Origin of the sequence: Streptomyces sp. NBC_01244 (genome assembly GCF_035987325.1) — a bacterium.
In the GTDB taxonomy this organism is placed as follows: Bacteria; Actinomycetota; Actinomycetes; order Streptomycetales; family Streptomycetaceae; genus Streptomyces.
Genome location: NZ_CP108488.1, coordinates 6,315,134 through 6,341,308 on the forward strand (window position 1 = coordinate 6,315,134; position 26,175 = coordinate 6,341,308).

Here is a 26,175-nt window from a genome sequence, read left to right on the forward strand (position 1 = left end):
GCGCACCACCGCAGCACACTGAAGGGCAGTCACTGTGACTGACAAGCTCGACAAGGTCCCGGGCCCGGCGGACACCCCGCCGGCCGGTTCCGTCCCTCCCGAGGCGATCAAGGCCATTCCGGTTCGTCATTACGGTCGCTGGGTCAGCGCCGTGGTGGTCATCGGTCTGGTCGCGTTGCTCGCCGTCGCCTTCTCGCAGGGCAACGTCCGCTGGGCGACCGTGCCGGAGAAGCTGTTCGACCCGACCATCATCCGGGGTCTGTTCAACACGATCTGGATCAGCGTCGCCTCGATGGCCCTGGGCCTGGTGCTCGGTGTCCTGTTCGCCGTGATGCGACTCTCGAAGAACCCGGTGACCAGCACCATCGCCTGGTTCTACATCTGGTTCTTCCGCGGCACCCCGGTGTACGTACAGCTCCTCATCTGGTTCAACCTCGCCCTGATCTTCCCGGTGCTGAACCTGGGGTTCTACAAGGACGAGATGACCCAGGTCATGACCCCGTTCCTGGCCGCCCTGCTGGGTCTGGGTCTGAACGAGGGCGCGTACATGGCGGAGATCGTCCGTGCCGGCATCCAGTCGGTCGACGAGGGCCAGACCGAGGCCTCGCACGCGCTGGGCATGACCCGGACGCAGACCATGCGCCGGATCGTGCTCCCGCAGGCCATGCGGGTGATCGTCCCGCCGTCGGGCAACGAGTTCATCAACATGCTGAAGACCTCCTCGCTGGTGGTCGCCGTGCAGTACTTCGATCTGCTGCGCGCCGCCCAGGACATCGCGTCCACCTCGTTCGCGGTGATGGAGATGTTCTTCGTCGCGTCGATCTGGTACCTCGCCCTGACCAGTGTGTTCAGTGTCGGCCAGTACTACCTGGAGCGCCGCTACGCTCGCGGCTCGCTGCGGTCCCTGCCGCCCACCCCGCTGCAGAAGATCAAGGCGAACCTCTCCCGCTTCTCGAACCGCAAGGCGGTGGCCTGATGACTTCGACTGCCATGGTGAAGGCCGAAGGCGTCCACAAGTCCTACGGAGCCGCGCACATCCTCAAGGGGATCGACCTGGAGGTCGCCCCGCGTGAGGTGTTCTGCCTGGTCGGTCCGTCCGGCTCCGGCAAGTCGACGTTCCTGCGGTGCATCAACCACCTGGAGCAGGTCAACGCCGGACGGCTGTACGTCGACGGCCGGCTGGTGGGCTACCGGCAGAAGGGCGACAAGCTCTACGAGCTGAAGGACAGCGAGGTCGCGGCGCAGCGCCGGGACATCGGCATGGTCTTCCAGCGCTTCAACCTCTTCCCGCACATGACGGCCATAGAGAACGTCATGGAAGCCCCGGTCATGGTCAAGGGTGAGAGCAAGTCGGTCGCGCGGGCGCGCGCCGTCAAGCTCCTGGACCGGGTCGGTCTCGGCGACAAGGGCGGGAACTACCCCACCCAGCTCTCCGGCGGCCAGCAGCAGCGCGTGGCGATCGCCCGCGCGCTGGCGATGGAGCCGAAGCTGATGCTCTTCGACGAGCCCACCTCGGCGCTCGACCCGGAGCTCGTCGGTGACGTCCTCGACGTCATGCGGGATCTGGCCGAGTCGGGCATGACCATGATCGTGGTCACCCACGAGATGGGCTTCGCCCGCGAGGTCGGCGACAACCTCGTCTTCATGGACGGCGGCGTCGTGGTCGAATCCGGCCACCCCCGCGAGGTCCTGGGCAACCCGCAGCACGACCGCACCAAGGCCTTCCTCTCGAAGGTCCTGTAGGACGGCGGCGTTCCACGCGTGAGGGGCGGTACGGATTCCCGTACCGCCCCTCACGCATGACCGGCCCGCGCCGGCCCCGGCCTACTTCAGGGCCAGCACCAGCCCGTCGGAGGGCGAGCGCCAGACCGTACGGGCCTCCGCGAAGCCGGCGGCGCGCAGCGTGGCCGCGTGCCAGGACTCCGGCGGGGTGTCGCCGTCGGCGTGCTCCCCGTAGATCTCGAAGCGGGCCTTCGTCGGCTCGGCGAGCGCCGGGTCACAGGCCGCGAGCTCCCACCACTCGCGCCAGTCCAGCGCCCCGGCCGCCTTCGCCCGGTCCATGCCGCCGTGCCGGTGGGCGCGCTCGGCGGCGTTGATCCGCGGGGTGGCGGGGTCGGGCATGTGGTCGGCGTTCATGAACACCCCGCCGGGGCGCAGCAGCGGCGGGAGCTGCCCGTAGAGCACGGCGAGGTCCGTGCCGGGCAGCCAGTGCAGGGCGGTGGCGGTCAGGACCGCGTCGTAGGAGGCGTGGGGGAGGGCCGCGTGCCAGTCGGGGTCCTTGAGGTCGGCGGTGACGAAGGTGACCCGGGGGTCGCCCGCGAAGTGGCCCCGGGCGATCGTCAACAGCGCGGGGTCGAGATCGACTCCCGTACTGGTGGATCGCGGGAACCGCTTGAGGACGCGGTCCGTGATACTTCCCGTACCGCACGCGAGATCGAGCACCCGGGGGGCGGTGCCGACCAGCGCCTCCACCATGTCCAGCATCACCCGGAACCGCTCCTCGCGGTCCGGCATGTACCACTCCTGCTGCCGGTCCCAGCTGTCCTGCCAGGCCTGCCAGTCGGACGGTGCCGTACCGGAGCGTGCCGCATCAGAGCTTGCCGTATCCGCCACGAAATCCTCCACGCGTAATACCCTCGAACATGTCTCAGTCGTTACCAGAGACCCTAATCCGCAGCCGTAAGGACTACAAGTGGAAATGGCCCATTACTCGGACTACGCCGTGCGCCTGGTCAACACCGAGGAGCCGGCCCGCAACAAGGACTCGCTGACCTCCGTGGACGCCGTCCGCGCCCTCTTCGGCGTCAGCGTGCAGATGGCCCGCCGGGTCACGGACGGTGACGTCACCCGCTTCCGCAACGTCCGCGGCCGGCTGCGCGCCGTCTTCGAGGCCGCCGACGGCGGGGACCACGTCCTCGCCGTCGACCTGCTGAACTCCCTGCTCATGGAGTTCCCGGTCAGTCCGCAGGTCTCCGGGCACGAGACTCTCGGGGAGCACGGCGGCCCGAACTGGCACATCCACCTGGCCGACCACCCCTCCAACGCCTCCGCCGGCTACGCCGCGATCGCGTGCTTCGGGCTGGCCTTCCACCTCACCGAGCACGGCCCGGACCGGCTCGGCCTGTGCCAGGCCGCGCCCTGCCGCAACGCCTACCTCGACACCTCCACCAACCGCTCCCGGCGCTACTGCTCCGACCGGTGCGCCACGCGCGCCAACGTCGCCGCCTACCGCGCCCGCAAGCGCCTGGAGGCCGAGGAGTCCGCCCACAGCGGGCGCAGCGCCGAGGAAGCCCAGGAGAGCCACGCCCTCAGCGAACGCTGATCCTCCCCCGCGTGCTCCGGCCGGGGGCGCGGCCGGAAGCGGACCACCGCGGTCGCCAGCACGAGCTCGTCGGGGACCGCCCCGTAGTCCGTGCTGTCGCCCGTCTCGTTGTACGGGTTGTCGCCCAGCACCCACCAGCCGCCCGGGCGCCGCTCCACCGCCCGCTTGACGACCAGCAGGTCCTGCTGGAAGGGATGGCGCAGCACCACCACGTGGCCCGGCCGTACGGGTGCCCCGTAGCGGACCAGCACCTGGTCCCCGTTCTCCAGGGTCGGCGCCATCGAGGGGCCCGTCACCTCCACGGTGCCGATCCGCTTCAACGGCGATTCCCACTCCCGCGTCCGGCCGCGCGAGCGCGTGCTCCCCGCCATCCGAGACCTCCTTGACCGCGCTCGTCCACTCTTCGTGCCACCCCGCATGCTGCCGCACTCTTCCGTACATTCGGTCACCGGCCCGGGCGCACCCCTGGACTTTTGTCCCAACCCCAAGGGGGCGGCCGCGAAATCGTCTTTCTCACGGAGTAATCTCCCCCTTGAGAAGACGATCACGAGGAGGACAAACTCCATGCTTTCCCGCCTCTTCGCCCCCAAGGCGAAGGTCTCCGCCCACTGCGATCTTCCGTGCGGCGTGTACGACCCTGCCCAGGCCCGCATCGAGGCCGAGTCCGTCAAGGCCGTGCAGGAGAAGTACCAGGCCAACGACGACGCCGACTTCCGCGCGCGCGCCATCACCATCAAGGAGCAGCGCGCCGAGCTCGCGAAGCACCACGTTTCGGTGCTGTGGAGCGACTACTTCAAGCCGCCGCACTTCGAGAAGTACCCGCAGCTGCACACCCTGGTCAACGACACCCTGAAGGCCCTCTCGGCCGCCAAGGCGTCGAACGACCCGGCGACCGGCGCCAAGGCGCTGGAGCTCATCGCCGAGATCGACCGCATCTTCTGGGAGACCAAGGCCGCCTGATCGGACCCTCCGGTCCGATCGGCCTTGTCCCGCGGGACGATGACGAAGGGGCCCGACCGCAGTGCGGTCGGGCCCCTTCGTCATGCCGTGCGGCCTGCGCGGCCCGCGCGTGCGGAGCGTGCGCGGAGACGTGAGCGACCTACTCGTCGTCCTCGTCCTCGTCGTCCAGGCGGGCCAGCCAGGTGGCGAGGCGTTCCACCGGGACCTCGAAGTCCGGGTTCAGGTCGACGAAGGTGCGCAGCTGCTCGGCGAGCCACTCGAAGGTGACCTCCTCCTCGCCGCGCCGCTTCTCCAGCTCCTCGATGCCGCGATCGGTGAAGTACAAGTCGGGCTCCGTGCGGTGGTCGGGTGTTCGGGTGTGTCCCGTCAGGATAATCCGCCCGCCCGCCGCGGCCGGACCTGACCGCTTTCCGCCGTTCGCGGAGCCCCTCTTCAGGGCAGGGATGGAGGGTCCGCGGCGGGAGGTATGCATGGATCACCCCGAGCCGAGCGACGGCGTGCTGCGGGCACTCGGCTCCACCGAGCCGTCCGCCGAAGGGACCGCGCTGGTGTGCGGCGTACGGCGGGCCCGGCGGCTGCGGCTGCTGCGGGAGCTCGCGGCACTGCCCGGCGCCCGTACCGGAGAGGCGGCCGAGCGCTGGGCCCTGCTGGAGGAGGCCGGGCGCCGCGACCCCGGCGCGGTGGCCGACGTGGTGCACTATCCGGCCACCGGGGTGTGGGCCGAGGAGACGCTGCGCAGGCTGCGCACGCGGCACGGGCCGCCCGCCGACCTCGGACACCTCGGGGCGCTCGCCACCGCCGCGGCGCTGCGCGCCGGGATCGGCTTCAAGATCACGCTGCGGCCCGCGCACGGACGCCTCGTCCTGCCCACCCTGGGGCTGCTGCGCCCGGACCGGCCGGGGCCGCTCGCCCTGAGCGAGGGCTCCTGGGATCCCGGCAGCCCGGAGGCGCTGGTCCTGCACGCGCTGCCCGACGGGCGGACCGCCCTCGACGACCTCGACCCGTACCGCGCCCCCGGGACGGTGCCCGCCGCCCGCCGGCTCACCCCCAAGGGGCACAAGCGCTGGGACACCCAGTGGTCCGGAGCCCTCACGCTGCTGCGGCGCTACGACACCGCCCGCGCGGAGGAGGCCGGGCAGCTGCTGCGCTGCGTGGTCCCGCTGTCCGGCAGCTCCCGGTCCTACGGCGGGACCCTGCCCGCGGCGGCGGGATCCGTCCTGGCCCGGGCGCAGCCGCCGCCCGCGCTGGCCGCGACCCTCGTGTTCGAGGTGCAGCACGGGAAGCTGGCGGCCCTCGCGGAGGCGCTCCCGCTGCACACCGCCGACGGCTCCGCACGGTACTGGGCACCCTGGCGGGCCGATCCACGGCCGCTGGAGGGGCTCCTGCGGGGCGCGTACGCGCATCTCGGGCTGGCGGGCTACTGGCAGCGCGCGGCGCTCTACGGGGCCAGGGGGGCCTGGGCGCAGCACGCGCGGGTCCGGGCCCAGGTGGCGGCGGTGCTGCCCGTCCTGGACGCCTGCCCGGAACTCACCGCCGGCGGGCGGGTGTTCGTCGGCGCGATGGTCGCGGCGGAGCGGGGGATGGACGGCGTGTCCTCGCCGGGTACGCGGTACGCGGTGGCCCGCGGGGTGGTGGAGCGGGACCGGGTGGACTGGTGTGCGGCGCACCCGAACCTGGCCCCGTACGCGCCCGGCTGACGAGGGGGGCCGCTGCGCGGGGCCGTCCCCTACCCGCCCTTCCACCGTTCCCCGGGCGCTGCCCGGACCCGCGCCTCAAACGCCGGCGGGGCTGGATTCATCCAGCCCCGCCGGCGTTTGAGGCGCGGGGTCTGGGGCGGAGCCCCAGCAGCGGCGCGGACAGCCGGAAGGCCCGGTCCCCTCGGACGTCCGAGGGGGCCGGGCCTTCCACCGTTCGAGCAAGCGCAGTGCTCAGGCCTCGAAGACCTCGTTCAGGAGGAGCTGCTGCTCCGCCTGGTGGCGCTTGGCCGAGCCGACCGCCGGGGACGAGCCGTGCGGGCGGGAGATGCGGCGCAGGCGCTCGCCGGCCGGGACCTCCGCGCCGACCGCCAGGTCGAGGTGGTCGATCAGGTTGAGCGCGATGAAGGGCCACGCGCCCTGGTTCGCCGGCTCCTCCTGGGCCCAGATGTACTTCGCCGCGTTCGGGAACTTGGCGATCTCCGCCTGGAGTTCGGCACCCGGGAGGGGGTAGAGGCGCTCGATGCGGATGATCGCCGTGTCGGTGATGCCGCGCTTCTCGCGCTCGGCCTCCAGGTCGTAGTAGACCTTGCCCGCGCAGAAGACGACCTTGCGGATCTCGTTCGGGTCACCGGCTCCGGAGGAGATCCGCGTGTCGCCGATCACCGGACGGAACGCCCCGGTCGTGAACTCCTCGGCCTTCGACGCCGCCGCCTTCAGACGCAGCATCGACTTCGGGGTGAAGACGATGAGCGGCTTGTGGTGCGGGTTGTGGACCTGCCACCGCAGGAGGTGGAAGTAGTTCGACGGGAGGGTCGGCATCGCGACCGTCATGTTGTCCTGCGCGCACATCTGCAGGAAGCGCTCCGGGCGGGCGGAGGAGTGGTCCGGGCCCTGGCCCTCGTACCCGTGCGGGAGGAGGAGCGTGACGCCGGACGTCTGGCCCCACTTCTGCTCGGCCGAGGAGATGAACTCGTCGACGACGGTCTGCGCGCCGTTGACGAAGTCGCCGAACTGGGCCTCCCAGAGGACCAGCGCGTCCGGGCGGGCCAGCGAGTAGCCGTACTCGAAGCCCATGGCCGCGTACTCGGAGAGCAGCGAGTCGTAGACGTTGTAGCGGGCCTGGTCGTCCGCGAGGTAGAGCAGCGGGGTGTAGTCCTCGCCGGTCTCCCGGTCGATGAGGACCGCGTGGCGCTGGCCGAAGGTGCCGCGGCGCGAGTCCTGGCCGGACAGCCGGACCGGGGTGCCCTCCATCAGCAGCGAACCGAAGGCCAGGGTCTCGCCCATGCCCCAGTCGATGGTGCCGTCGTCGATCATCGCCGCGCGGCGCTGCAGCTGCGGCAGCAGACGCGGGTGGACGGTGACCGTGTCCGGGATGTTGACCTGGGCCTCGGCGATCCGCTTGACGACCTCCTGGGAGATCGCGGTGTTCACGAAGACCGGGAACTCCTGCGCGACCTGGGCGGGCGCCACCGGGGCGAGCGCGGGCTGCGTGGCGGCCTCGCGGACCTCCGCGAAGACCTTCTCCAGCTGGCCCTGGAAGTCCTGGAGCGCCTGCTCCGCCTCTTCCAGGGTGATGTCGCCGCGACCGATGAGGGACTCGGTGTAGAGCTTGCGCACCGAGCGCTTCTTGTCGATCAGGTCGTACATCAGCGGCTGCGTGAACGCCGGGTTGTCCGACTCGTTGTGACCGCGGCGGCGGTAGCAGATGAGGTCGATGACCACGTCCTTGTTGAACGCCTGACGGAACTCGAAGGCGAGCCGCGCGATGCGGACCACGGCCTCCGGGTCGTCGCCGTTCACGTGGAAGATCGGCGCCTCGATCATGCGGGCCACGTCGGTCGCGTACATCGAGGAACGCGAGGACTCCGGGGCGGCGGTGAAGCCGACCTGGTTGTTGATGACCACGTGCACGGTGCCGCCGGTGCGGTAGCCGCGCAGCTGCGACATGTTCAGCGTCTCGGCGACGACGCCCTGGCCCGCGAAGGCCGCGTCGCCGTGCAGGGCCACGGGCAGGACCGTGAAGTCCGTGCCGCCCTTGTTGATGATGTCCTGCTTGGCGCGGACCACGCCCTCCAGGACCGGGTCCACCGCCTCCAGGTGCGAGGGGTTGGCGACGAGCGAGACCTTGATCTGCTCCCCGTCCAGGCCCGTGAAGGTGCCGTTGGCACCCAGGTGGTACTTGACGTCGCCGGAGCCGTGCATCGACTTCGGGTCGAGGTTGCCCTCGAACTCGCGGAAGATCTGCGCGTACGACTTGCCGACGATGTTCGCGAGCACGTTCAGCCGGCCGCGGTGGGCCATGCCGATCGCGACCTCTTCGAGGCGGGCCTCGGCGGCCGAGTCGATGACGGCGTCGAGCAGCGGGATGACGGACTCGCCGCCCTCCAGCGAGAAGCGCTTCTGGCCGACGTACTTCGTCTGCAGGAAGGTCTCGAAGGCCTCCGCGGCGTTCAGCCGGCGCAGGATGCGCAGCTGCTCCTCGCGCTCCGGCTTGGAGTGCGGGCGCTCGATGCGGTCCTGGATCCAGCGGCGCTGCTTCGGGTCCTGGATGTGCATGAACTCGACGCCGGTGGTGCGGCAGTACGAGTCGCGCAGGACGCCGAGGATGTCGCGGAGCTTCATCATCGACTTGCCGGAGAAGCCGCCGACCGCGAACTCGCGCTCCAGGTCCCACAGGGTGAGGCCGTGCTCGGTGATGTCGAGGTCGGGGTGCTTGCGCTGCTTGTACTCCAGCGGGTCGGTGTCGGCCATGACGTGGCCGCGGACCCGGTAGGAGTGGATCAGCTCGAAGACGCGGGCGGCCTTCGTGACGTCGTCGTCGTGCGAGGCGTCGATGTCCCGGAGCCAGCGGACCGGCTCGTACGGGATGCGCAGCGCCTCGAAGACGTCGTCGTAGAAGCCGCTCTCGCCGAGCAGCATGTTCGCGACGATGCGCAGGAACTCGCCGGAGGCCGCGCCCTGGATGACCCGGTGGTCGTAGGTCGAGGTCAGGGTCATGACCTTGGAGATGCCCAGCTTGTTCAGGGTGTCCTGCGAGGTGCCCTGGAACTCGGCGGGGTAGTCCATGGAGCCGACGCCCATGATGACCGACTGTCCGGGCATCAGGCGGGGCACGGAGTGGACGGTGCCCAGGCCGCCGGGGTTGGTGAGGGAGACCGTCACCCCGGTGAAGTCGTCCATCGTCAGCTTGCCGATGCGGGCCCGGCGGACGATGTCCTCGTAGGCCTGCCAGAACTCGAAGAAGTTGAGGGTCTCGGCCTTCTTGATGCCGGCGACGACGAGCTGGCGGTCGCCGTTGGGCTTCACCAGGTCGATCGCGAGACCGAAGTTGATGTGCTCCGGCTTGACCAGGGTCGGCTTGCCGTCCTTCTCCGCGAAGGAGTAGTTCATCGACGGCATGGCCTTGATGGCCTGCACCATCGCGTAGCCGATGAGGTGGGTGAAGGAGATCTTCCCGCCCCGGGCGCGCTTCAGGTGGTTGTTGATGACGATGCGGTTGTCGAACAGCAGCTTCACCGGGACGGCGCGGACGGACGTGGCCGTCGGCACCTCGAGGGAGGCGTTCATGTTCTTGACCACGGCAGCCGCCGGGCCGCGGAGCGTCACCAGTTCGGGGCCGGCAGGGGCCTCGGAGGTGGGCGCGGCGTTAGTCGCTCCAGTGGAGCCGGTGCTTGCACCGGGGGGCGCGGCCTTTTGGGGGGCTACGGAAGCGGGGACGGCGGCGGGAGCCGGGGCCTGGGAGGCGGGGGCAGCCGGTGCGGCGGCGGCCGGGGCCTGGGAGGTGACAGTCACAGCAGGGGCACCAGAGGGGGTGGCAGGTACAGGGGCAGGTGCTGACACGGGCGTCGTGGGCGCGGCGCCGGGGGTGGCCGGCGTGACCGCCCCCGTGGCGGCGGCGTCGGAAGCCTGCGGGGCCGTGGCGGTGACGGGGGTGGCGGCCTGTGCGGAGGCGCCGTCCGTCGTCGTCGCGGCGGGGGGTGCGGGCCGGTCCGTGGGCTTATCCGCCTTCACCGGAGCGACAGCGCCACCCGGCTTGTAGTCGGCGAAGAAGTCCCACCAGGCCCGGTCGACCGAGTTCGGGTCCTGGAGGTACTGCTGATAGATCTCGTCGACGAGCCACTCATTCGCGCCGAAGCCTGGGGCGGGGTTCTTCCCGCCTGCTCCTGCTTCGGTCGTGGTGCTCGAGTTACTGGGGGACTGTGGCGACACGGCGGCAACCGCCCTCTTCCGCTTCACAAGGTATGGACAGCGGGAATAAAGGCTACGCCTCCTGGGCCGTGAGATGCAGACCGGGCGGGACATACGTCATGTAGGTCACATCGAACGGCGGGTTTCACCACCTGGAATGGCGGGAAACAAGCGTGGTTCGGGCAGGAGGCACCGCGGTTGCGGCCCCCTGGCTTCGCACCCCTGACGGACCCCGGCGCATGTGGCCGAGATCATGTCCTTCCCACTAGAACCCTACGTCAACTCGGCGCCTGCGAGCTGCCCGGAAGCGTGACGAGGATCCGGCAGCCCCGCGATGATTCGGCCACTCCGATGTGCCCCCCGTGCAGGCCGACCGCCCACCGGGCGATGGCCAGGCCCAGGCCCGTGCCCCCGTCGCCGCCCCTCGCGCTGCCCCGGTTGAACCGCTCGAAGACCCGGTGGCGCTCCGCCTCCGGAATTCCGGGACCTTCGTCCCGGACCTCCAGCTCCAGGCTTCCGGGCGCGTCGCCCGCCCGGGCGTGGACCGTGACCCGGCCGTGCGGGGGGCTGTGCTTGACCGCGTTGTCGATCAGGTTCGCCACCACCTGGTGCAGCCGCTCGGCGTCCGCGTACGCCGTCAGGTCCGGCGGGGACACGTCCAGGTGGAGGTGGACGTCGTTGCGGGTGTGCCCGCCCGAGCCGGAGGACAGCCCCGGCCGGCCGGCCGCCGCCAGGCCCGACTCCTTCAGCACCCCCGACAGGTACGGCCACACCTCGAAGCGGCGGGCCCGTAGCGGCACCACCCCGTTGTCGACGCGGGAGAGGTCCAGCAGGGTCTCCACCAGCCGGCCGAGCCGCTCGGTCTGCTTCAGGGCCGTGCGCATGGTCTCCGGATCGGCGGCGGAGACCCCGTCCACCACGTTCTCCAGTACCGCCCGCAGGGCCGCGATCGGGGTGCGCAGCTCGTGCGAGACGTTGGCGACGAGCTCCTTGCGGTGCCGGTCCACCGCCTCCAGGTCGTCCGCCATCAGATTGATCGTGGCGGCCAGGTCGCCCAGCTCGTCGCGGCGGCCCGCCCCGCGCACCCGGCGCGTGTAGTCCCCGTGGGATATCGCACGGGCCACGGTGGTCATGTCGTCCAGCGGCGCCGTCAGGCTGTGCGCCACGAACTGGGTGATCAGCATCGAGGCGATCACCGAGAACACCGTGATGAACCGCACCTCGGTGGCCGTGCGCAGGGCCACCATCAGCAGACCCGTGGTGATGAAGACCGACACCACCACGAGCGTGCCCAGCTTGGTCTTGATCGAGAACGGGGAGAAGGGCCGCAGCACCCCGGGCGGCCGCTGCCCCGTCGGCCGGTAGCCGCTCACGGCTGCGCCGGGGTCTCCAGGGCGTACCCGACGCCGTGGACCGTACGGATCCGCTCGGCGCCGATCTTCCGGCGCAACGCCTTGATGTGGCTGTCGACCGTACGGGTCCCGGACGCGTCGGCCCAGTCCCACACCTCGGCGAGCAACTGCTCCCGCGAGAGCACCGCCCGCGGGGTCCCCGCCAGGCACACCAGCAGGTCGAACTCCGTCGGCGTCAGGTGCACGTCCTCGGAGTGCACCCGCACCCGGCGCTGCGCGTGGTCGATCTCCAGATCGCCCAGCCGCAGCGTGGCCCCGCGCGGGGCGTGCGCGGCCAGCGTGGCCCGCTCCACCCGCCGCAGCAGTACGTGGACCCGCGCGGCCAGCTCGCGCATCGAGAAGGGCTTCGTCATGTAGTCGTCGGCGCCGACCCCGAGGCCGACGAGCATGTCGGTCTCGTCGTCCCGGGCGGTGAGCATGAGCACCGGAACGGGCCGCTGCGCCTGGACCCGGCGGCAGACCTCCAGGCCGTCGAAGCCCGGCAGCATGACGTCCAGGACCAGCAGCTCCGGCAGCCAGCTCTCGGCCGCGGCGACGGCCGCCGGCCCGTCCGCCGCCGTCTGGACCTGGAAGCCCTCGGCGCGGAGCCGGGCCGCGATGGCCTCCGCGATGGTGTGGTCGTCCTCGACGACGAGTACCCGGCGCTGCGCGCCGGGGGTGGCCGCGGCGCCGTTGTGGGTCGTGGTGTGCGTTTGTTCCATGTCCCGCCCCTGAAGATCCCGCGTGGTAGGGGTGCAGCGTAGAGGAGCGGTCGGGCTCCGGCTATGACGGGTTCGCTGCGCGGGTTCGTTGCCGGGGCCTCTGCCCCCGGACCTGCGGTTCAAACGCCAGGCGGGGCTGGAAAATCCAGCCCCGCCGGCGTTGGAGGCGCGCGGTCCGGGGCGGAGCCCCGGGGTCTTACGGGTCCGGGCGGGAGCCCGGGGAACGGAGGAAGGACGGGTAGGGGGCTCCGCCCCGCAGGGCTACAGGGCTACGGGGCTACAGGGTCAGGCCGTGGCCGTGCGGGAACACCGGGTTCTCGGTGTCGTTCGGGACGTCCGGGCGGGAGGCCGCCACCGCCGCCATCGAACGCGGGAGCTCGAAGGGCAGGCGCCCCCCGGCCGCGGCCCGGCCGAAGGCCACGTCCAGGAGGGCGGCGTCGGACGCCCCGTAGTCCGCGATCAGCGCGGCCGCCCGCTCCGCGATCTCGGGGATCACCGCGGCCCGCTCCAGGTTGATGCAGACCAGGGTCGGGACGGCGTCCAGGAGGGACAGGATCTCGGTGAGCTCCGCCTCGGGGAAGGCCAGCGAACCCGAGTGGAAGAAGGACTCGAAGATGTTGCTGCGGGGCTCGTGCGGGGTGCGCAGCCGCAGCACCGCCAGGTCCGCCTCGGCCGGGTCGGACACGAGTTCCCCGTACGCCGCCGCGACGTCCGCGTCCACGTCCTTGACGTACAGCTTCGGCCGGCCGGAGACCGGCAGGGTCTCCCCGGTGTTGGTGAGCACCGTCAGGGAACGCCGCTGGGCCGCGGCGCCGGCCGCCGCGAAGTCGGCGCGGCCGACCGTCTCGGCCGCCGCGTCCGGGTCCACGTACGGGTTCTCGAACAGGCCGAGGACGAACTTCTCGCGCAGCAGGCGGCGTACGGACGCGTCGATCCGAGCCTCGGTGACCCGGCCCGAGCGGACCAGCTCCACGATGACGGCGGGGCACTGCTCGCCGCCGAACTGGTCCGAGCCCGCCTCCAGCGCGCGGGCCGCCCGCTCGGACACGCTCAGGTGCTCCAGGCCCCAGGCGCGGGCCGGGTGCGGCTCGCCGAAGATCGTCGATTCGGTGAGCAGGCCCCAGTCGGTGCACACGATGCCCTGGAAGCCGAGCTCCTCGCGGAGCAGGCCCGTCACGACGCCCTTGTTGAAGCCGAAGCCGACCTCTTCCCAGTCGGTGCCGATGGGCTGCCCGTAGTACGGCATCATCTGCGAGCAGCCGGCCGCGATGGCCGCCTTGAAGGGCTCCAGGTGGTGCTCGCGCATCCCGCCCGGGTAGATCTGCTCCTTGCCGTGCGCGAAGTGCGGGTCCTCGCCGTCCTTCTGCGGGCCGCCGCCGGGGAAGTGCTTGACCATCGCGGAGACCGAGGCCGCGCCGAGCGTCTCGCCCTGCAGGCCCCGTACGTAGGCCTGTACGAGCTCGCCCGTCAGCTTCGCGTCCGAGCCGAAGGTGCCCGACTGGCGGGCCCAGCGCGGCTCCGTGGCCAGGTCGATCTGCGGGTGCAGGGCGACGCGGAAGCCGACGGAGAGGTACTCGCGCCGCATGATGTCGGCGAACTCGAAGACCAGCTCCGGGTCGCCTATCGCGGCGAGGCCGATCGCCTCGGGCCAGGCGGAGAAGGCGCCGGCGTTGAAGGAGGCGCCGACGTTGTCGGTGAAAGAGTGCCGGGGGTCGGTGGACAGGGTCACCGGGATGCCGAGGCGGGTGCCGGCGGCCATCTCCTGGACGGCGTTCTGCCACAGCGCCATCTCGCGGGCGCCGTAGCTGCCGAGCAGGTTGAAGTGGGTGAGGTGGCGGCCCTCGATCAGCTCGGGGGTGGCGAACGGGAGGATCGAGCCGTCGGTCTCGGTGACCGGGGTGCCGTCCGCGTTCATCATCAGCATGGAGTGGAAGAGCTGGCCGGCCTTCTCCTCCAGGGTCATGCGGGACAGCAGGTCCTCGACGCGCCGGTCCACGGGGAGGGAGGCGTCCCGGTAGGGGAGGGGGGCGGCGGGGTCGGTGGGGGCGGCCGGGGTGGCCGGGGTGCTCGGAGTGGCGTTCATGGCGGGGCTCCTGAGGGGGTCGGTCGCGCGGGAGGTAGTGGGAGCGGGCGTGGGAGCGGGGGTGGGGGCGTGTGCGGGGGAGGCGGTGAAGGCGGGGGCGGTCGCGGGGGTGGGCGGCTGATCGGGGCCGGGTGCGCGGGCGACGGTGGGCCCGGCCGGGCGGGCGGTCATCTGACCGAGCGGATCAGTTGGACGAGGGCGGCGCCGACGGCCGCCGCGATGCCGCCGAAGAGGAAGAGGGCGCCGTAGTTGCCCCCTCCGCCGATGGCGAGGACGAACGGCGCGAGCATCGGGACGAGGGACTGCGGGAGGGCGTTGGCGATGTTGAGGACGCCCATGTCCTTGGCGGCCGTCTCCGGGTCGGGCAGGACGGCGGCGGCGAGCGCCACGTCGACCGCGAGGTAGAGGCCCTCGCCGAAGCCGAAGACGGCCACGGCGAAGAGGAACATCCCGAAGGTGCCCGCGGTGGCGATCAGCAGCAGCCCGACGCCGATGACGAAGGCGGAGGCGAGCACGAAGGGCTTGCGGCGGCCGGTGGCGTCGGACAGCCAGCCACCGGCGAGGGAGCCGGCCACCACACCGCCGACGGTGACCAGGGTGGTGGTGAACATCTTCGAGGCGACCTCGCCCTCGGCGACCCCGAGGCGGTCCATCAGGAAGTACACCTGGTAGCTGGTCACGCAAGCGATGCCGATGAAGACCAGGAAACGGCTCGCGAAGTTCCACGAGTAGTCGGGGTTCTTGCGCGGATTCACCCAGAAGCTGCGCAGGAACTCCCTGAAGCCGTACGGGGCCACGGACTCGGCACGGGCCGGCCGGTCGGGCATCACGGCGGCCAGCACGCACACCCCGAGGACGCCGACGACGGCCGGGACGATGAAGGCCAGCGCCATGTTGTCCGTGAAGAGCTGTGCGAGGAAGCTGCCCGCCACCATCGAGACGGACAGCATCATGCCGACCATGCCGGAGACGCGGCCGCGCTGGTGGTCCGGGATCAGGTCCGGGATGCAGGCGGTGACCATGCACAGGGCGGCGTTGCAGCCGAGCTGCGCGATGGCCCAGCCGATGAGCAGCGTGGTGACGCTGGAACCGAGCCCGACGACGGTCAGCCCGACGGCGGCGACCGCCATGCCGCCCACGAGCCAGGGGCGGCGGCGGCCGAACCGGCTGGTCGTGCGGTCGGAGAGGGCACCGAAGAGGGGGTTGCCGACGAGGGCGAGAAGCGCTCCGACGGAGAGCACCTTGCCGAGGGCGGCGCCGCGCTCCGCCTCGGGGACGATCTGGGCCACGCGCAGGGCGAGGGTCACCACGATCGGGGTGAAGACGGCGATGCAGACGCCGAGCTGGGCGGCGACCAGGCCGAAGATCAGCTTGGCGGGGGCGTCGGCGGGCGCGTCGGCCGGGGCATGGGCCGGGGCATGGGCCGGGAGGGCTGCCGGGGCGCCGGCCGGGGCGATGACCGGCGTGGCCGGATCGGGGCGGTCGGTGGCATCGAGTGCGCTTCCGGGGTCCTGCGTGAGCGGCATGGGTGGCTCCAACGTCTCCGCGTCGGCCTCGTCGCCGACCGGGCGGTTTCACCGTAGGCGCGAAAACCGTGCACCCACTAGGTTTTCGCATAGTGAGCTGGATCACTCCATCGGGATGGGCGGAAACAGTCGGGTTTAGGGTGGTCCGCATGGCACAGGACAAGGGCCGAACGGCCCCCAAGGCGGCGGCCGCCCGGGGCGGATACGCGGTGGGCGACGCCCGTCGCCAGAAGATCCTCGACACCGCCGTCGAGCACTTCGCGCAGTGGGGCTTCCACGCCTCCTCGCTCGCCCGGATCGCCAACGACTGCGGGATCACCCAGGGCGGCCTGCTGCACCACTTCCGCAGCAAGGAGGACCTGCTGCTGTCCGTCCTGGCGCAGAGCGAGCAGCACGACGTCGAGCGGCTCTTCGGCGGGTCCGCCGAGGAGGTCGCCTCGGTGGCCGTGCACTTCGCCGCGGTGGTCGCCCTCGCCGAGGACAACGCCCGCAGACCCGGTCTCGTACGGATGTACAACACGCTCGTCGGCGAGTCCGGGAACCCCGGCCACCCCGCGCACGCCTACTTCCGGCAGCGCTACGACCGGGTCCTCGGCTACAGCGTCGACCTGCTCCGGGCGGGCGTGGCGCGCGGCGAGGTGCGGCCGGACACGGACTGCGAGGCCGTCGGCCGCGAGACCATCGCGGTGATGGACGGCTTCCAGATCCAGTGGGTGCTGGACCCGGAGGGCGTGGACATGGCGGTCCTACTGCGCGGGTACCTGGACCGGCGGCTGCGGGAGATCACGGTGGCGGGGACGGGGCTGTGACGGGCCCTATAGGGGTGGCCTGCTCTTCTACGCTTCAGCGGGGCTCGAAGGGCGGCAGGGTGCTCAGGACCCCTTCCAGGGGGCGTGGCAGCGTGGTCTGGGCGGCGGCGACCTCGTAGCCGCCGTGCCGGAAGGCGTACGTGAACGCGTCGGAGACCGGATCCTTGGGCATCGAGATCCGCGGCAGGCGGGGGAAGTCCGCCTTCCGGAGCGCGGTGCGCAGCTTCGTGAGGGCGGCCGCCGAGAGCTTGTCGCGGTCGACCGTCTCGGCCTTCGCGTTGAGCCGGAGGAACGATCCGTCACCCTTGATGATCAAGGTGCTGGTCTTTCCGGTGATGCCGCCGCTGCGGGTGACCGCGAGGAGGGTCTCGCCGGCCTCGGGCGCCGAGGCGCTGGGTGCGGGGGCGGGCGCGGAGGTGCTCGGCGCGGGCTGCGGGGCGGGAGCGGTCGTACCGGTGCCCGGGCCCGTACTCTGACCGGCGCTCTGACCCGGGGACGGCGTCCCCGGGGCGTCCGTCGAGGTCCCGGACGGGGCGCCGCTCGTGGCGGGGCCGGAGCCGGTGCCGGTGCTCGCGTTCGGTGCCGGCGAGGCCGCCCCCTCCTTCGACCCGCCGGAGGAGCAACCGCCCAAGGCCGCCACCACGGCCAGTGCCACGGCCGCAGTCGCCAAACCCACTCGCCCACCACGTGCTCGCACGTCCCACCCCCGCAGGTAATCCGGCTCGAACCCCGAGTATGGAGTCAGCACCACCCGCACGGATAGCACCCGGAGGCCGACATCCGCCGCTTCGCCCCTTGGCGCTGGCTGCCGCCGCTCACCGCCCTCGCGCTAGGCCTCTGGGGCCTCGCGCGGGGCGGTTCCATGTGGCGCGACGAGTCCGTCACGTGGCAGGTCGCGCACCGGCCGCTCGGGGAGCTCTGGGAGCTGCTCGGCCAGGTGGACGCCGTACACGGCCTCTACTACCTGCTGATGCACGCGGTCTTCGAGGCGACGGGCGCCGCCACCCCCGACGCCGACCTCTGGGCCCTGCGCCTCCCCTCGGTGGCCGCCACCGCCCTCGCCGCGTCCGGCGTGGCAGCGGTGGCCCACCACCTGACGGGTGCCCTGCGCGGCGGGGACGGGAGCGATGTCCCGGAGCCCGCCCCACCCGGCGGATCCGGGCAGCCACACCGCCCCGGTGGGCCGGACCGGCCCGACAGCCCCGGAGGCCCCGACCGGCCCGACACCCCGGCCCCAGCCGCCGGGCCCGGAGCCCCTGACCGGCCCGCCGGCCCGAACCGGCTCGACCGGTCCAACGGCTTCGGCGGCCCCGACCCGTCCGGTGGCCCTGGCGGGTCCGACCGCCTTGACCGGGCCGGTGGCCCCGACCGCTCTGGCGGCCTCGACGGGTCTGATTGCCTCGACCGGTCTGACAGCCCGGGCCCTTCCGACCCGCCCGACCACTCCGACAGGTCCGGCGCTTCTGACCGGCCTGACCGGTCCGGTGGCCCTGGCGGGTCCGACCGGCTCGGACGGCCTGACCGCTCTGCTCGGCTCGGGCGGTCCGGCCTGTCCGGGCGGGTCGCCTTGTTGGCCGGGGTCGGGTATGCGGTGCTGCCGCCCGTGCAGATGTACGCCCAGGAGGGGCGTTCGTACGCTTTCGTTGCCGCGGCCGTCGTCTGGGCCACGTATCTGATGCTGCGCGAGCGCTGGGTCGGCTACGTCGTGGTGCTGGTGCTGGGGTGCTGGCTGCACGAGTTCGCCGTACTGGCGCTGCCCGCGCACGCGTTCGCCGCCGGGCGTTCGCGCGGCTGGCGGCTCGCCGCCTGGGCCGTGGTGGCGGCTCTGCTGCCGCTCGCCCTGGTCAGCGCGCGGCAGGCGCAGCAGCAGCTGGGCTGGCTCGGGCGGCCGAGCTGGCAGGACTGGGCGGCGTACGGGGTCCTCGCGGCGGCCTCGCTGCTCCTGGCCCGGGGGGCCCCGCGGGAACTCGTACGGGTCGCCCTGCCGCTGGCGCTGCTGCCGCCCGGGCTGCTGCTCGCGATCTCGCTGGTGCACCCCTGGTACGTGGACCGGTACGTCCTCTACGCCCTCGCCGGTTTCGCCCTCCTCGCGGGGGCGCGGCTCGCCACGTCGCGGGGCTGGTGGGTGTGGCCGCTGGTCGGGGTCCTGCTGGTCCCGGTCGGGTTCTGGTCCGCGTGGCTGCGTACCCCCGACAGCCGCAAGGACGACGCGCGGGCCGTGGCGGCGGCCGTCGGCGCACTCGCGCGCCCGGGCGACGCGGTGCTGTTCCTCCCCTCGCGGCGGCGCGAATGGTTGTTGTCCTCGCCGGAGACCTACGGATCCCTCCGCGACCTCGCGCTGTCCCGCACCCCGGCGGCTTCGCGGAGCCTCCAGGGCGTGGAGCGGACACCGGAGGAGATCCAGGCGGCCCTGCTGGACCCGGCCGTCGACCGGGTGGTCGCCCTGCTCGACCCGGCGGGCCAGCCGGTGGACGGGTATCCGGCCGAGGCGGTGAAACGCCAGACGCTGGTCTCCTCCTTCGACCTGTGCTCCGTGACGGACGTGCGGGGCGCCCGGGTGGCGCTCTTCGCCCGGCCGGGCGGCTGTCCGTAGTTCCCGGCGGGAGCTCCCGCCGGGAGGGGCGGGGCCGCGGGGGCGCGCCCGCCGGGAGGGGCGGGGCCGCGGGGGCGCGCCGCCCCCACCCGCTGCTCCTCGGGGTACTTGCGCCGGCCCGGCCCGGCGCGGCGCGGCGCGGCGCGGCGCGGCGCGGCGCGGCCCGGCGCGGCCCGGCGCGGCCCGGCGCGGCCCGGCGCGGCCCGGCCCGGCCCGGAGCGGCCCGGAGCGTGCGCAGCCGGTCGCCCGGCACGGGCCCGGTACCGCTGCGCGGGGTCTCCCATCCGCCCTTCCACCGCCCCCAGACTCCGTCCGGGGGGACCCCCAGCCGGGCTCTGCCCGGAACCGAAAGACCTGGGGCTCAGCCCCAGACCCCCGCGCCTCAAACGCCGGTGAGGCTTGATTCGGCCGGCCCCGCCCTCGGCCCGTCGGGCCGTCCCTGGCGGCGGGCCGCCGACCTCGTCGGCCGGCAGATTGCGCCTTCGCGGCTGCGCCCGTGTGGCCCCCGACCGGTCCGGGGCCGCCCCGGGGCTGGTGCGCCGTGGGTAACGCGCCCAGGAGGCGGGTGCGTTCGCAGGGGGCCGGGGAGCAGGGGGGAGGATGGGCGGCGGGCCGCCGACCTCGCCGGGGCCCGCCGACTTCTGCCGGAGGTGCCGTATGGAAGCAGCCCACCCCCACCCCCACCGCCACTCCCTCGTGCCGGCCGGTCCGCTCGTCGACGGCGACTGGCTCGCGGAGCGCCTCGGGATACCCGGACTCGTCGTCTTCGACGCCTCCGTCGGGGCGCACCGCGACGCGGACCGCCGCATTCCGGGGGCCCGTCCCTTCGACCTCGACGGCGCGCTGTCCGACCACACCGCCGCCGCCCCGCACACGATGCCCGGCCCCGTCGCCTTCGCCGAGGCGATGCGCGCCCTCGGCGTCGACGACGGCAGCACGGTCGTCGCGTACGACGGCGCCGGGATCTACTCCAGCGCCCGCGCCTGGTGGATGCTGCGCGCCATGGGCTTCGACCGGGTCGCCGTCCTCGACGGCGGGCTGCCCGCGTGGCTCGCCGCCGGGCGGCCGGTGGAGGGGCGCCGGCCGGGGTACGAGGGCCCGCGCGGCTCCTTCACGGCCCGGCCCCGCGCCGGGCTGCTGGTGGACGCGGCCACCGTCTCGGCGGCCCTGGCCGATCCGGCCGCCGCGGTGCTCGACGCCCGGACCCGCGAACGCTTCGCCGGCACCGCCCCGGAACCCCGTCCGGGTCTGCGCGGGGGCCACATGCCGGGCTCGGTCAGCCTCCCCTTCGGCGAACTGCGGCGCCCCGACGGGTTGATGCGCCCCGCGGCCGAACTCCGCGCGGCCTTCGGGGCGGCGGCGGGTGAGCGGGAGCGGCTGTACTTCAGCTGCGGCTCCGGGGTCACGGCCTGCGTGCTGGCGCTGGGCGCGGACCTCGCCGGGTACGAGGAACTCGCCGTGTACGACGGCTCCTGGAGCGAGTGGGGCATGCCCTCCCCGGACCGGCCGGTCGTACAGGGGAGTTAGGCCGTCTCCTCCGGATCCCGCCCGCCGCCGGGGTGCAGGGAAACCGGAGGCCGGACGCGGCGGGCCCGGCCACCGTTCCCGGGGGCCGGGGGACGGGGGGTTAACCCCACCGCGGATCCGGGCACATGCACCATGCCCCCGCGGCCACCGCGCGGGCACGATCGACACCATGACCACGAAGACGCGCCCCCGGGGCACCAAGGCCACCGTCACCGTCACCGCCACGGCGCTCGCCGCCGGGCTGCTGCTCACCGGTTGCTCCTTCGGCTCGCTCGTCTCCCGCGGCGGACCGGAGAAGACGGCGAACGCCGACGCCACGGTGGCCGAGGCCGTCACCGCGGTCGAGGTGTCGGACTCCGGAAGCGGAACCATCGAGGTGGTCGCCGGATCCGGCCCGGGCGTCACCGTCCGCCGTACCGTCCACTACCGCGGCGACACCGTGCCCCAGCCCGCCCAGCGGCTCTCCGGCGGCGTGCTGACCCTCACCAACGGCGAGTGCTCCGGCCGCTGCTCAGTCGACTACCGGCTGGAGGTGCCGGCCTCCGCCACGGTCCGGGCCAAGAGCAGCAGCGGCCGCGTCACGGTGTCGGGAGTGGCCGCCGCCAACGTCGTGACGTCCTCGGGCGGGGTGCGGGTGGACCGGATCGCCGGCGCGCTGGAGGTCGGTACCGCCTCCGGCCCGGTCCGGGCGGACCGGATCGCCGGCCCGCTGAAGGTCCGTACGTCCACGGGCTCGGTCACCGCCGGGGAACTGTCCGGAACGGGCGCGGACGCCCGTTCCGATTCGGGCGACGTCCGCCTCGCCTTCACCACGGCCCCGGCCTCGATCGCCGTGCGGACCAGCTCGGGCGAGGCGAAGGTGAAGGTCCCCGCGGCCCCGTACGCGCTCGATATCTCCACCGACTCCGGCGAACGCGACATCACCCTCCCCGCAACCCCCTCCGCCGCCGCCCGCCTCGCGGTGACGACCTCCTCGGGAGACATCCACATCTCGGCGGCCTGAGCACCGGTCCGGCCTACGGGGCTTCGACGACCTGCCAGGTCTCGACGTTCTGGATGATCCGTTCCCTGACCTCGGCGACGCCCACACCCTCTCCGTACATGCGGGGAGCGTGGCTCTGCCCGGAACTCGCCCCACCCGTGGTGACCTGGGCATTTCCGGAGATGCCACCGCCCGGACGGGATGCACCCACCCTTGTTCGCCCCCGGCGAACGGCAGTTGGGGAACACCGAGCCGCGCAGATGCATTGAGTCGGCATAGCTCAACTTCACTGCCGGAGGGAAGATCATGGCTTCGACGTCCGTAACGCTCACCCTGCCCGTGCTGCCGCTCGACGACGAGGTCGTGCTGCCTGGGATGGTCGTTCCGCTGGACCTGTCCGATGCCGAGGTGCGGGGTGCCGTCGAGGCCGCTCAGGCCGCCGCCGCGGGGGGCAAGCCGAAGGTGCTGCTCGTGCCCCGGATCGACGGGAAGTACGCCGGAACCGGGGTGCTCGGGACGGTGGAGCAGGTGGGGCGGCTGTCCGACGGGGATCCCGGGGCGCTGATCCGGGGGCGCGGCCGGGTTCGTATCGGAGCCGGGACGACCGGGCCGGGGGCCGCGCTCTGGGTCGAGGGGGAGACGGTGGACGAGGCCGTCCCCGATCCCCTGCCCGGGGCCGTCGCCGAGCTCGTGAAGGAGTACAAGGCGCTCGCCACGAGCTGGCTCAAGAAGCGCGGGGCCTGGCAGGTCGTGGACCGCGTGCAGCAGATCGAGGGGGTCGGGGCCCTCGCGGACAACTCCGGGTACTCCCCGTTCCTGACCGTCGAGCAGAAGGTGGAGCTACTGGAGACGGCCGACCCCGTCGCCCGGCTGCGCCTCGCGGTCAAGGCGCTCAGCGACCACCTCGCCGAGCAGGACGTCGCCGAGTCCATCGCCAAGGACGTCCAGGACGGTGTCGACAAGGTCCAGCGCGAGTTCCTGCTGAAGCGGCAGCTCGACGCCGTGCGCAAGGAACTGCGCGAGCTCGGCGGGGAGAAGGAGGGCGAGGAGTCCGACGACTACCGCGCCCGGGTCGAGGCCGCCGACCTGCCCGAGAAGGTACGGGAGGCCGCCCTCAAGGAAGTCGACAAGCTGGAGCGCTCCAGCGACCAGTCCCCGGAAGGGTCCTGGATCCGCACCTGGCTGGACACCGTGCTCGAACTGCCGTGGAACGAGCGGACCGAGGACGAGTACGACATCCGGGGGGCACGCGCCGTCCTGGACGCGGAGCACGCCGGGCTGAGCGACGTGAAGGACCGGATCACCGAGTACCTGGCGGTGCGCAAGCGCCGCTCCGAGCGCGGGATGGGAGTCGTCGGCGGGCGCAGGGGCGGGGCCGTCCTGGCACTCGTGGGTCCTCCCGGCGTCGGGAAGACCTCCCTCGGGGAGTCCGTGGCCCACGCCATGGGACGCAAGTTCGTCCGCGTGGCCCTCGGCGGGGTCCGCGACGAGGCCGAGATCCGCGGACACCGGCGTACGTACGTGGGCGCGCTGCCCGGCCGGATCGTACGGGCGATCAAGGAAGCCGGGTCCATGAACCCGGTCGTCCTGCTCGATGAGATCGACAAGGTCGGCTCCGACTTCCGGGGAGACCCGGCGGCCGCGCTGCTCGAGGTCCTCGACCCCGCCCAGAACCACACCTTCCGGGACCACTACCTGGAGGTGGAACTGGACCTGAGCGACGTGGTGTTCCTGGCCACCGCGAACGTGCTGGAGGCCATCCCCGAGGCCCTCGCCGACCGCATGGAACTCGTCCGCCTCGACGGCTACACCGAGGACGAGAAGGTCGTCATCGCCCGCGACCACCTGCTGCCACGGCAGCTGGAGCGCGCCGGCCTGGCCGCGGAGGAAGTGGTCCTGGAGGAGGACGCGCTGCGCAAGCTGGCGGGGGAGTACACCCGGGAGGCGGGCGTGCGCACCCTGGAGCGTTCCCTCGCCCGGCTGCTCCGCAAGGTGGCCTCCCAGCACGAGCTGGGGGAGCGCGAGCTGCCCCTGCGGATCGGCGCCGGCGACCTGCGGGCACTCATCGGGCGGCCGCACCACGTACCGGAGTCCGCGCAGGACCCGGCCGAGCGGCGCACCGCGGTACCGGGCGTGGCCACCGGCCTCGCCGTGACCGGGGCGGGCGGTGACGTCCTGTTCGTCGAGGCCTCGCTGTCCGATCCCGAGACGGGCGCGGCCGGGCTCACGCTGACGGGCCAGCTCGGGGACGTGATGAAGGAGTCGGCGCAGATCGCGCTCAGCTTCCTGCGCTCGCACGGCGCCGAGCTGGAACTGCCCGTCGCCGACCTGAAGGACCGGGGCGTGCACATCCACTTCCCGGCGGGCGCGGTGCCCAAGGACGGTCCGAGCGCGGGCATCACGATGACGACCGCGCTGGCCTCGCTGCTGTCGGGCCGGCTGGTCCGTACGGACGTGGCCATGACCGGCGAGGTCTCGCTGACCGGGCGGGTGCTGCCGATCGGCGGGGTCAAGCAGAAGCTGCTGGCCGCCCACCGGGCCGGGCTGACCACCGTGATCATCCCGAAGCGGAACGAGGCCGACCTGGACGACGTTCCCGCCGAGGTGCTGGCAGGACTGTCGGTGCACCCGGTGACGGACGTACGCCAGGTCCTGGAGCTGGCCCTGGCCGCGGACGCGGTCCCGGTGGCCGCCGCGGCCTGATCCGGAGGAAACGCCCCCGGGGGGTCCCGGGTTCCCCGCTCCGGCGGGGCCCCGGGTCCCCGGCGCACCCGCTGCGAAATACTGGTGGGCCACACACCAGCGAAGGAGCGGGCCTTGCACGGGACCGAAGACCAGGAGTTCCTTGCCCTGGAGCGGGAGCTGTCCGTCTTCCTCCGACGGGCCCGCGCCTCCTCCGGGGAGATGGCGCGCGAGCTGCACCCGGAGCTGGAACCTGCCGCGTACGGGCTCCTCGTACGACTGGAAGCCGCCGGGCGGCAGCGGGCGACCGAGCTCGCCGCGTACTTCGGGGTCGGCAAGGCCACGATGAGCCGGCAGCTGCGGGCCCTGGAGGTACTGGGCCTGCTGGCCCGCGAGCCGGACCCGGCGGACGGGCGGGCCTTCCTGGTCGGGCTCACCGAGGAGGGCCGGGAACGCTTCCTGCGGGTCCGGGGCGCCCGGCGCGAGCAGTACATGCGCAAGCTCGCGGACTGGGACCGCGGGGAAGTGGCGGAACTGGCGCGGCTCCTGAACCAGTTGAACTCGGGCGGGGAGTAGCACCCACGACAGCTCCCGTACAGCTCCGCGTACGCCTCCCCTACAGCTCCGCGTACGCCGCCGACGCGTCGTCGTGGCGCTTGCCGCGGCGGTGCGCCCGGCTCGGGTCCGATTCCAGCGTGCGCACCCGGTCGATCAGGGACTGCGCGCCCTCCTTGCGCAGCACGGCCAGGCAGGCGGCCCAGTCGCCCTCCCCGAACGTGTCCGTCCACCGGCTGGCCCCGTCCGTGAGCGCCGCCACCGCCCGCACCTCCGGGCGCGGTGTCCGCCCGGTCACCGCCCGGGCCGCCACCTCCGGGTCCGCGGCGGCGGTGAAGAAGCCGCCCTCCGCGTTGCGCAGCACGTCGGCGGAGGCGTGCGTACGCAGCCGCTCGCGCGGAATCCGGTCCAGCCGGTCGTCGAGGACCGCGCGCACCTCGCCGCCGGGTGCCTGGAGGAGGAGTACGGAATCCGAGAGCACCAGGTGTTCGACGCAGGACTCGTCCCAGCGGACCACGACCACCGTCGCCTGTGGCGTCCGGACGTGAGAAAGGTCACACGTGTCGCGATGGGTGTCCGCGGTGACGCGGATGGCCTCCGCCAGGACCCGGTCGAGGGGCATGTCCCGGCGCGATCCGGACAGTTCGGTCAATAGGCCGCCCAGCCGGGCCGCGAACCACGGCACTCCATGCGCGCATCCGACCTCACCCGGGGGCGGGGTGACCCCGTCGAGGGCGACCAGAACGCCGCCGCCCGAGGCGGGGATCGCGGCCGACAGCCAGTCCTCGTTGGGGCGTTCCGGATTGCCGGGGGCGGAGGAGAGATCGATGCGCATGCGGACATTCTGCCCGCGCGGGGCTCCGTAGGGGCGGGAGGGGCCGGGGAAGGTCCGGACCAAAGCGGGGCGGGCGGGGCGCGAAGGGACTTCCGGGCTCGGCGGGGTGACCCTCGTCATGTGGGCGGGCATCCTGCCAAAAGCCGCATCGATCTTTCAACCACCCGTCCACGGCGGGGCTCTGACAGCCGATCGCCGAGTTGGTCGCCAACTCTTCCGTGCTGTTCACTCCTTCGTGTGGCCGGGCGGGCGATGTGCGCCCCTCTTCCCAACTCACTGCGAGGGTCTGAAGCGGTGCGGCGG

22 protein-coding genes are annotated in these 26,175 nt (G+C 72.7%); 11 read left to right on the forward strand and 11 right to left on the reverse strand.

What is annotated here, in order from left to right; genetic code table 11:
* Positions 1-34: 34 nt before the first annotated feature.
* Both OG247_RS28620 and OG247_RS28625 read left to right on the forward strand, forming a co-directional pair.
* Positions 35-976 carry an ABC transporter permease subunit gene (locus OG247_RS28620; protein WP_442813436.1) on the forward strand — a complete coding sequence of 314 codons (942 nt, stop codon included), beginning with the start codon at positions 35-37 and terminating at the stop codon, positions 974-976.
* Positions 976-1,743 carry an amino acid ABC transporter ATP-binding protein gene (locus OG247_RS28625; RefSeq protein ID WP_327254910.1) on the forward strand — a complete coding sequence of 256 codons (768 nt, stop codon included), beginning with the start codon at positions 976-978 and terminating at the stop codon, positions 1,741-1,743. Before OG247_RS28620 ends, OG247_RS28625 begins: the two co-directional genes overlap by 1 nt.
* Positions 1,744-1,824: 81 nt before the next feature.
* Here the strand turns inward: OG247_RS28625 and OG247_RS28630 are convergent, their stop codons facing one another.
* Complete coding sequence (locus tag OG247_RS28630; protein WP_327254911.1) at positions 1,825-2,613, reverse strand: class I SAM-dependent methyltransferase; 789 nt, start codon at positions 2,611-2,613, stop codon at positions 1,825-1,827.
* A 79-nt stretch (positions 2,614-2,692) separates the two neighbouring features.
* Here OG247_RS28630 and OG247_RS28635 point away from each other — a divergent pair, with 79 nt between their 5' ends.
* Positions 2,693-3,322 (forward strand): CGNR zinc finger domain-containing protein, encoded by a 630-nt coding sequence (locus OG247_RS28635; protein ID WP_327254912.1) that lies wholly within the window; start codon positions 2,693-2,695, stop codon positions 3,320-3,322.
* On the opposite strand, the gene sodX is transcribed toward OG247_RS28635, so the two are convergent.
* On the reverse strand, positions 3,226-3,693 hold the full coding sequence (gene sodX / locus OG247_RS28640; RefSeq protein WP_327254913.1) for a nickel-type superoxide dismutase maturation protease: 468 nt from the start codon (positions 3,691-3,693) through the stop codon (positions 3,226-3,228). The genes OG247_RS28635 and sodX overlap by 97 nt on opposite strands.
* A gap of 193 nt (positions 3,694-3,886) precedes the next feature.
* On the opposite strand from sodX, the gene sodN reads away from it, so the two are divergent.
* Positions 3,887-4,282 carry a superoxide dismutase, Ni gene (sodN, locus tag OG247_RS28645; protein ID WP_030709803.1) on the forward strand — a complete coding sequence of 132 codons (396 nt, stop codon included), beginning with the start codon at positions 3,887-3,889 and terminating at the stop codon, positions 4,280-4,282.
* A gap of 139 nt (positions 4,283-4,421) precedes the next feature.
* Here sodN and OG247_RS28650 read toward each other — a convergent pair whose 3' ends face one another.
* The gene (locus OG247_RS28650) at positions 4,422-4,607 is read right to left on the reverse strand and encodes a DUF6104 family protein (protein ID WP_007266501.1); all 186 of its coding nucleotides are present in this window, start codon (positions 4,605-4,607) and stop codon (positions 4,422-4,424) included.
* A gap of 145 nt (positions 4,608-4,752) precedes the next feature.
* Between OG247_RS28650 and OG247_RS28655 the strand changes: the two genes are divergently transcribed.
* Positions 4,753-5,979: an aKG-HExxH-type peptide beta-hydroxylase gene (locus OG247_RS28655; RefSeq protein ID WP_327254914.1), complete on the forward strand. Its 1,227-nt coding sequence runs from the start codon at positions 4,753-4,755 to the stop codon at positions 5,977-5,979.
* Between the two features lie 231 nt (positions 5,980-6,210).
* Here OG247_RS28655 and OG247_RS28660 read toward each other — a convergent pair whose 3' ends face one another.
* The 5 genes from OG247_RS28660 to OG247_RS28680 all read right to left on the reverse strand — a co-directional run bounded on the left by OG247_RS28660 (position 6,211) and on the right by OG247_RS28680 (position 15,889).
* The gene (locus OG247_RS28660) at positions 6,211-10,188 is read right to left on the reverse strand and encodes a multifunctional oxoglutarate decarboxylase/oxoglutarate dehydrogenase thiamine pyrophosphate-binding subunit/dihydrolipoyllysine-residue succinyltransferase subunit (RefSeq protein ID WP_327254915.1); all 3,978 of its coding nucleotides are present in this window, start codon (positions 10,186-10,188) and stop codon (positions 6,211-6,213) included.
* A gap of 257 nt (positions 10,189-10,445) precedes the next feature.
* Positions 10,446-11,540 carry a HAMP domain-containing sensor histidine kinase gene (locus OG247_RS28665; protein WP_442813437.1) on the reverse strand — a complete coding sequence of 365 codons (1,095 nt, stop codon included), beginning with the start codon at positions 11,538-11,540 and terminating at the stop codon, positions 10,446-10,448.
* On the reverse strand, positions 11,537-12,280 hold the full coding sequence (locus OG247_RS28670) for a response regulator transcription factor (protein ID WP_327254916.1): 744 nt from the start codon (positions 12,278-12,280) through the stop codon (positions 11,537-11,539). The genes OG247_RS28665 and OG247_RS28670 overlap by 4 nt, the downstream gene beginning before the upstream one ends.
* 277 nt (positions 12,281-12,557) lie before the next feature.
* Positions 12,558-14,534 (reverse strand): glycoside hydrolase family 3 protein, encoded by a 1,977-nt coding sequence (locus tag OG247_RS28675; RefSeq protein ID WP_327254917.1) that lies wholly within the window; start codon positions 14,532-14,534, stop codon positions 12,558-12,560.
* Positions 14,531-15,889 (reverse strand): MFS transporter, encoded by a 1,359-nt coding sequence (locus OG247_RS28680; RefSeq protein ID WP_327254918.1) that lies wholly within the window; start codon positions 15,887-15,889, stop codon positions 14,531-14,533. The genes OG247_RS28675 and OG247_RS28680 overlap by 4 nt, the downstream gene beginning before the upstream one ends.
* A gap of 149 nt (positions 15,890-16,038) precedes the next feature.
* Between OG247_RS28680 and OG247_RS28685 the strand changes: the two genes are divergently transcribed.
* Positions 16,039-16,698, forward strand: a complete 660-nt coding sequence (locus OG247_RS28685) for a TetR/AcrR family transcriptional regulator (protein ID WP_327254919.1) — start codon at positions 16,039-16,041, stop codon at positions 16,696-16,698.
* A gap of 34 nt (positions 16,699-16,732) precedes the next feature.
* Here OG247_RS28685 and OG247_RS28690 read toward each other — a convergent pair whose 3' ends face one another.
* Entirely contained in the window at positions 16,733-17,374 is a 642-nt protein-coding gene (locus OG247_RS28690) for a hypothetical protein (RefSeq protein WP_327254920.1), read from the reverse strand.
* Positions 17,375-17,560: 186 nt separating this feature from the next.
* Between OG247_RS28690 and OG247_RS28695 the strand changes: the two genes are divergently transcribed.
* The 3 genes from OG247_RS28695 to OG247_RS28705 all read left to right on the forward strand — a co-directional run bounded on the left by OG247_RS28695 (position 17,561) and on the right by OG247_RS28705 (position 21,821).
* Complete coding sequence (locus tag OG247_RS28695) at positions 17,561-19,291, forward strand: hypothetical protein (protein ID WP_327254921.1); 1,731 nt, start codon at positions 17,561-17,563, stop codon at positions 19,289-19,291.
* 657 nt (positions 19,292-19,948) lie between these two features.
* On the forward strand, positions 19,949-20,818 hold the full coding sequence (locus tag OG247_RS28700; RefSeq protein WP_327254922.1) for a sulfurtransferase: 870 nt from the start codon (positions 19,949-19,951) through the stop codon (positions 20,816-20,818).
* Positions 20,819-20,987: 169 nt separating this feature from the next.
* Positions 20,988-21,821 (forward strand): DUF4097 family beta strand repeat-containing protein, encoded by an 834-nt coding sequence (locus OG247_RS28705; RefSeq protein WP_327254923.1) that lies wholly within the window; start codon positions 20,988-20,990, stop codon positions 21,819-21,821.
* A 13-nt stretch (positions 21,822-21,834) separates the two neighbouring features.
* On the opposite strand, the gene OG247_RS28710 is transcribed toward OG247_RS28705, so the two are convergent.
* Entirely contained in the window at positions 21,835-22,011 is a 177-nt protein-coding gene (locus tag OG247_RS28710; RefSeq protein WP_327254924.1) for a hypothetical protein, read from the reverse strand.
* Between the two features lie 95 nt (positions 22,012-22,106).
* Between OG247_RS28710 and lon the strand changes: the two genes are divergently transcribed.
* Together lon and OG247_RS28720 are read left to right on the forward strand one after the other, a co-directional pair.
* Positions 22,107-24,503, forward strand: a complete 2,397-nt coding sequence (gene lon / locus OG247_RS28715) for an endopeptidase La (protein ID WP_327254925.1) — start codon at positions 22,107-22,109, stop codon at positions 24,501-24,503.
* A 114-nt stretch (positions 24,504-24,617) separates the two neighbouring features.
* Entirely contained in the window at positions 24,618-25,058 is a 441-nt protein-coding gene (locus OG247_RS28720; protein WP_327254926.1) for a MarR family winged helix-turn-helix transcriptional regulator, read from the forward strand.
* A 40-nt stretch (positions 25,059-25,098) separates the two neighbouring features.
* Here OG247_RS28720 and OG247_RS28725 read toward each other — a convergent pair whose 3' ends face one another.
* Positions 25,099-25,872: a hypothetical protein gene (locus tag OG247_RS28725; protein WP_327254927.1), complete on the reverse strand. Its 774-nt coding sequence runs from the start codon at positions 25,870-25,872 to the stop codon at positions 25,099-25,101.
* Between the last annotated feature and the right edge of the window lie 303 nt (positions 25,873-26,175).